Origin of the sequence: Streptococcus danieliae, from assembly GCF_025447695.1 — a bacterium.
Classification (GTDB): Bacteria; Bacillota; Bacilli; order Lactobacillales; family Streptococcaceae; genus Streptococcus; species Streptococcus danieliae.
On record NZ_JAOBSU010000109.1, the window covers coordinates 1 to 5810 of the forward strand.

The following is a 5810-nucleotide window of genomic DNA, read 5'->3' on the forward strand; positions in this document are numbered from 1 at the left end:
CTCCATAAGGCAAAAAGCAACGGCTTTAAAACCGTTGCTTTTTTGCGTTAGTCAGAGGGGTTTTTGTCCCAGCCTCATTTCATGTTCGTCCATGTCATAGGCTCAGCGAGTCAATTACTGACTCGCTGAGAGGACTCCGAACCCGACCTAATCAACCTTGCGGAGGTGGGACAGAACCAATTTTTTCAAATTTAGTTCTGTCCCACTCCCTTCTTAAAATTAAAAAAAGACAAACCTCACACGGAAGTTTGCCTAGTAGCAGCCTTACTTGGCTGCTTTTTTCGGTTATCCAAATAGGATAGGAGAATTTCAAAGCCTTGCGCTGAATAGGGGGTCAAAAGGAGAATGTACATATAGACATACTGGCTTTTGGTTTCCCAAATGAGGTGAAAGAGGAAGCCGCCGATCAGGAAGATCGCTCCGGCTAATTGTGTGGAAGGAAAATCGGGTTGGATTTTCCGCAGGAGGTGAAAGAGGTAGATGGCAGTTGTTGTGTAGAGGGTCCATAGGAGCAGACTCATTAAAAAGTGGAAAATCCGATAAGCGCTGCGTCCCTCATAAAGAGATTGGAGGAGTGGGGTAAAGGTCTCCTGGTTCCGCTCCCAACGATTGGGGCCAGTCCAAATGGACTGGAAAGTAGGTTCGGTCCAAGTGGAGTAGACTTTTTGGAAAAAGAAATGTCCAGCATACAGCGGATTTTTAAGGAAGGTAACGATCCGTTTGCGTAAGTCGCGTTTGGCCATGTCTGTGGCCTGTTCTTCATTAAAATTGTTTCGTTGGAGAATTTTGGTATTGTAACCGTCATACCAGCCTCCCAGGGTCTTGCGGTTTGGATCATCCCGGAGTCCCATGGTGACATAGGCAATTTTGGGAGTTCCTGGGCCAATCTCTTGGTCAATAACCCCTTCGTAGTAGGACAGGACAGCCTTGTTCATGCCTACCATACAGAGGATGCAGCTGACTCCAACCAATACTTTTTTCCAACTGAATTTTTTGAGAATAGATAGGGTTAAAATTCCCAAGATCGTTAATCCGAAGATCATATAGTTGTTTCGGATGACACAAGCGATACCCAGGAAAACAGCGGACAAGAGTCCATAGCGAATCTGTTCCTTTTTAGCAAATTTCTGGTAAAAGGTCAGACTGAGTAGGCAGGCGGTTAAACCAACGGTGCTGCCATAGACAAAGAGAATAAAGAAGAAATGGGGGAGGAAGGCAAAGCAGAAGAAGAGTAGGTAATTTCGAGCTAGCTGGCTCAGTCCCCAGGTTCGTCCCAATCTCCAAATTAAATAGTTATTGGTCAGGGTCCAGACCAGATTCATGCCAAAGGCCAAATAGGTAGTTGGGAGGATTGCGGCATAGATACGTTCTAGGCTAAGGAGTCCCAGCTGATGAGGATTGCGGTACATGTAGGCACCGATAGTGGTCAAGGATTCAAAGTTGCCTTGATTGAAGGCTAGTGCGGCCTTGTAGACATGTTTAGCATCCGCTCGAATTTGCCCCTCAACATTGAAGAGCAAGTAGGCCCCCATGAGGAGATAGAGGATGGTTAGGATTTTAAAAAACTGCTTGTCAGACAGCTTTTCAAAGGAAGATCGCAAACTCACCAAGCCCCAGATAAAAAGTCCTAAGCAGGGAAGGAAAAACCAGGGATTGGTTTGGAAAAGTACTCCCTCAGAAATTTTTATGGGGATGAAGCTTGTGACAAATAGGCTTGAAAAACTAAAGAAGGTACAAAAGAGTCCGGCTAGTAGGAGCATTAGGTAGGTTCCGAACTGACTTAAGTAGTTAAAAAAACGGCGCACGAAGAGCCACCTCTTTCTTGGATTGAAATATTCTTCTAAAATCATACCACAATTATGCTAGAATAAGGAAAGGAGGATGCGATGTTTCAAAAGAGTAAATTATTTTTTTGGACGGTCGAAATACTTCTCTGTAGTCTCGTTCTCTTTTTGTGGCGAGAGATGGGGGAGATTGTTACACCGGTTGTTCGGGTCTTAAATACCATTTTAATTCCCTTTATCTTAGCCGCCTTTTTTTATTACATTACCAATCCGATTGTGGAAGGTATGGAGGGAATTTTCAAAATTAAGCGGGGCATTGGTAGCCTTTTAGCGGTTGCGGGTGTGATTGGGCTTGTGGTCTGGGCAGTGGTTTATTTGCTGCCGATTTTGATCCATCAGTTAACCAGTTTGATTGCTGCCAGTCAGGGAATTTACAAGGAGGCTCAGTCTCTGGTCAATAACTTGGCTCAAGAGCCCCTCTTGCGGAATGTGGATCTGCAAAAAACGGTGTCCGACTTAAACCTGTCCTATGTGGATATTTTGCAAAATATCCTCAATAATGTAACAACGAGTCTAGGTAGCCTGTTCTCAGCGGTGATCAATACAGCCTTTGTTTTGATTATGACGCCGATTTTCTTGGTTTATTTCCTATTAGATGGTAAGAAATTCTTGCCCATGTTGCAGCGGACGGTTCTGAAGCGGGATTCGTTAGGGATTGCTTCCCTACTGGTCACTCTGAATAAAACGATTGCTCGTTATATTAGTGGAATCTCCATTGATGCCTTGATTATTTTCAGTCTAACTCTGGCTGGTTACTCGATTATTGGGATTCGCTATGCCTTGATTTTCGCAATTTTCTCAGGACTTTGTAATTTGATTCCCTATGTGGGACCAACGATTGGTCTGATTCCCATGGTGATCACCTATGCCTTTTTGGATCCGCAGAAGATGTTGATTGCCCTGGTTTATATGCTGATTTTGCAACAGGTGGATGGCAATATTCTCTACCCTCGGATTGTTGGGGGAGTGATGAAGGTTCATCCAATTACGATCATGGTCTTGTTGCTGTTATCGAGTAATATCTATGGAATCGTAGGCATGATTGTGGCTATACCTTTATATTCGATTTTAAAAGAAATTGTGAAGTTTCTGTGGGAACTCTATGAAGGGCATAAGGAAAATCAAATGCGCAAGCAGTTGGATACAGAATTGTAGAAAAATCCTTTCTTTGTCTCCATGTGGGATAAGGGCCACGAGATGGTATAATAGAAACATGGCAACTAAAAAGAAAACTACAGGTACTAAAACTAGAAGACCTAGCAAGGCTGAGCAGGCTAGACAGGCCGCAATTCGGCGGATGTTTATCTCACTTGGTCTAGCGGTTCTGATCGTGATTGCCCTCTTGCAAGTGGGGGCTTTTGGTCGTACACTTTATAATTTGATTCGTTGGGGTGTCGGGAGTCTGGCTCCCGTCTTCCTAGTGGCACTTTTTATCTATCTCTTTACTTTCAAATGGCTACGGGATCGTCCCGGTTTTTGGCCTGGGGTGGTCTCTATTTTTGCAGGTTTACTGCTGATTTGGGAGGCTTATCTGTTTGGTCAACTTCCAGCTGAGGTAGGCCTTTTGAATGCGCAGTTGGGCATACTCAGCGGTGAGCTCTTGGGATTGCAAGTTACGCAATTTGTGGGGGGCGGGCTTTTGGGTCTCCTGCTTTATATTCCGATTGCTTTTTTATTTTCAAATATCGGATCCTACTTTATTGGCGCGCTTTTTTTGGCTCTCGGGAGTCTCCTGCTCAGCCAACTTTCCGTCTACGATGTGGGGGATTGGCTCTTGAATACTTATCAGCAGTTGACAGAAGCAGGGGAAAGCCTTTATTTGCGGGAGCGCCAGCGACGGCTTGAGGCCAAAAGGATAAGAGAGGAAGAGCAGCAAGAGTTGGCTGTTCTTCCTGAAAAAGAGCCAGTTCCTGAAGCTCCCTTACCCCTAGTTGATTTGGAAACTGGCGAGATCCTAGATTCGGGGCCCCTGCCTGAGGTACCAGCTATTTACTTGGAAGAAGTGGAGACCCTAGAAGAGGAGCTGCCTTTCCCAGAAAGATTAGAAAGCAGTCCTTTGGGACCCTATGTGTTGCCTAGCATAAATCTCTTTCCCAAGGAAAAAGCCAAGAGTCAGGCGCGGGAGCAACAGCAGGTCCGGGAAAATGTCCGCATCTTGGAATCCACCTTTGCTTCCTTCTCCATCGATGCCAAGGTGGAGCGGGCCGAGATTGGCCCTTCGGTGACCAAGTATGAAATCAAGCCGGCTGTAGGTGTTCGGGTGAACCGGATTTCCAATCTAGCAGATGATTTGGCCTTGGCTCTGGCAGCCAAGGATGTGCGGATTGAAGCTCCCATTCCAGGCAAGTCCTTGGTCGGAATCGAGGTGCCCAATAGTGAGGTGGCGACGGTTGGTTTCCGGGAACTTTGGGAACAAGCCAAGCTTGATCCAGCCAAACTTTTGGAATTGCCGCTTGGGAAGGCGGTTAATGGCCAGGTCCGTAGCTTTGACCTAGCCAAGATGCCGCACTTATTGGTGGCGGGCTCAACAGGATCTGGAAAATCAGTTGCAGTTAACGGGATCATTGCCAGTATTCTGATGAAGGCGCGTCCAGACCAGGTTAAATTTCTGATGATTGACCCCAAAATGGTCGAACTATCGGTCTATAATGATATTCCTCATCTCTTGATTCCGGTAGTGACCAATCCCCGTAAGGCCAGTCGTGCCCTGCAAAAAGTGGTGGATGAGATGGAAGATCGCTACCAACGTTTTTCGAAAGTGGGAGCGCGGAATATCCAGGGTTATAATGAACGCGTGGCAGCCCATAACCAGACCTCAGAGCTAAAAGAAGTGCCACTACCTCTTATTGTGGTGATTGTGGATGAGTTGGCTGACTTGATGATGGTGGCTAGCAAGGAAGTTGAGGATGCCATTATTCGTTTGGGTCAAAAAGCGCGCGCAGCGGGGATCCATATGATTCTAGCAACCCAGCGTCCAAGCGTGGATGTTATCAGTGGCTTAATCAAGGCCAATGTGCCGAGCCGAGTGGCCTTTGCTGTGTCCAGTGGAACGGATAGTCGAACCATTCTGGATGAAAATGGGGCAGAGAAGCTCTTGGGGCGGGGCGATATGCTCTTTAAACCGATTGATGAGAATCATCCAGTGCGGCTCCAAGGATCCTTTATTTCGGATGAGGCTGTTGAACGGTTGGTCAATTACATTAAAGAGCAGGCTGAGGTTGATTATGATGAGGCCTTTGATCCAGGAGAGGTTAGTGAGCTGGATGAGGCTGGAGGTAGTGACTCTAGTCAGGGAGATCCGCTCTTTAACCAGGCCAAGACCCTGGTTGTTGAAACCCAGAAAGCCTCAGCTTCTATGATCCAGCGGCGTTTATCCGTTGGTTTTAATCGGGCAACGCGGTTAATGGAAGAGTTGGAACAGGCAGGAGTCATTGGACCGGCGGAAGGGACTAAACCCCGCAAGGTTTTGATAAGTCAGTTAGAGGAGAATTGAGATGGAATTTAGCGGAGTTGATCATATTGCCATTATTGGCCACAATGCTGAACGCATGTTGGAATTTTATGTGGAGCATCTAGGCTTCACCGTTCAGGCGGACCATGTTCGTCCCGACAAGGAGGATCGCCTGATCCTGGTCGAGAAAAACGGCCTGGTCTTGGAGCTGTTTGTCAAACCCCAGGCTCCCAAAAGACCAGCCCTGCCTCACCCGGAACATACAGGTCTGCGTCACTTGGCCTTTAAGGTCGACGATGTTCAGGCAACCCTAGCCTATTTTGACGAGGTGGGGATTCCCCACCAGGGACTCCGCTACGATGACTTTACCCAGAAGAAGATGGCCTTCTTCTTTGACCCCGACGGTCTCCCTTTGGAATTACATGAATAAAAAAAAACGGTTCTATAATAAGTTGTGTGGAAAGTTCAAATTCCATACAGCTTTTTTTGTCATTCAGAGCACAAAAAAAGCAATT

At 46.5% G+C, this 5810-nt stretch carries 4 protein-coding genes; 3 read left to right on the forward strand and 1 reads right to left on the reverse strand.

Translation table 11 applies throughout. The features are described 5' to 3' along the window. Positions 1-236 precede the first annotated feature (236 nt). The gene (locus tag N4310_RS07315; protein WP_262092664.1) at positions 237-1805 is read right to left on the reverse strand and encodes a glycosyltransferase family protein; all 1569 of its coding nucleotides are present in this window, start codon (positions 1803-1805) and stop codon (positions 237-239) included. A gap of 81 nt (positions 1806-1886) precedes the next feature. Between N4310_RS07315 and N4310_RS07320 the strand changes: the two genes are divergently transcribed. The 3 genes from N4310_RS07320 to gloA2 are packed head-to-tail and all read left to right on the forward strand — an operon-like array spanning position 1887 to position 5725. Continuing rightward, positions 1887-2999 (forward strand): AI-2E family transporter, encoded by a 1113-nt coding sequence (locus tag N4310_RS07320; protein ID WP_262092665.1) that lies wholly within the window; start codon positions 1887-1889, stop codon positions 2997-2999. A 58-nt stretch (positions 3000-3057) separates the two neighbouring features. Beyond that, positions 3058-5337, forward strand: coding sequence for a DNA translocase FtsK (locus N4310_RS07325; protein ID WP_262092666.1), 2280 nt, complete (start codon positions 3058-3060; stop codon positions 5335-5337). A 1-nt stretch (position 5338) separates the two neighbouring features. Beyond that, complete coding sequence (gene gloA2 / locus N4310_RS07330; protein ID WP_160333095.1) at positions 5339-5725, forward strand: SMU1112c/YaeR family gloxylase I-like metalloprotein; 387 nt, start codon at positions 5339-5341, stop codon at positions 5723-5725. Positions 5726-5810 lie beyond the last annotated feature (85 nt).

What these genes read in the sequence shown, in the direction of transcription:
- N4310_RS07320 (WP_262092665.1), top strand. Translation starts at nt 1,887, where the DNA reads ATGTTTCAAAAGAGTAAATTATTTTTTTGGACGGTCGAAATACTTCTC.
- N4310_RS07325 (WP_262092666.1), top strand. Translation starts at nt 3,058, where the DNA reads ATGGCAACTAAAAAGAAAACTACAGGTACTAAAACTAGAAGACCTAGC.
- gloA2 (WP_160333095.1), top strand. Translation starts at nt 5,339, where the DNA reads ATGGAATTTAGCGGAGTTGATCATATTGCCATTATTGGCCACAATGCT.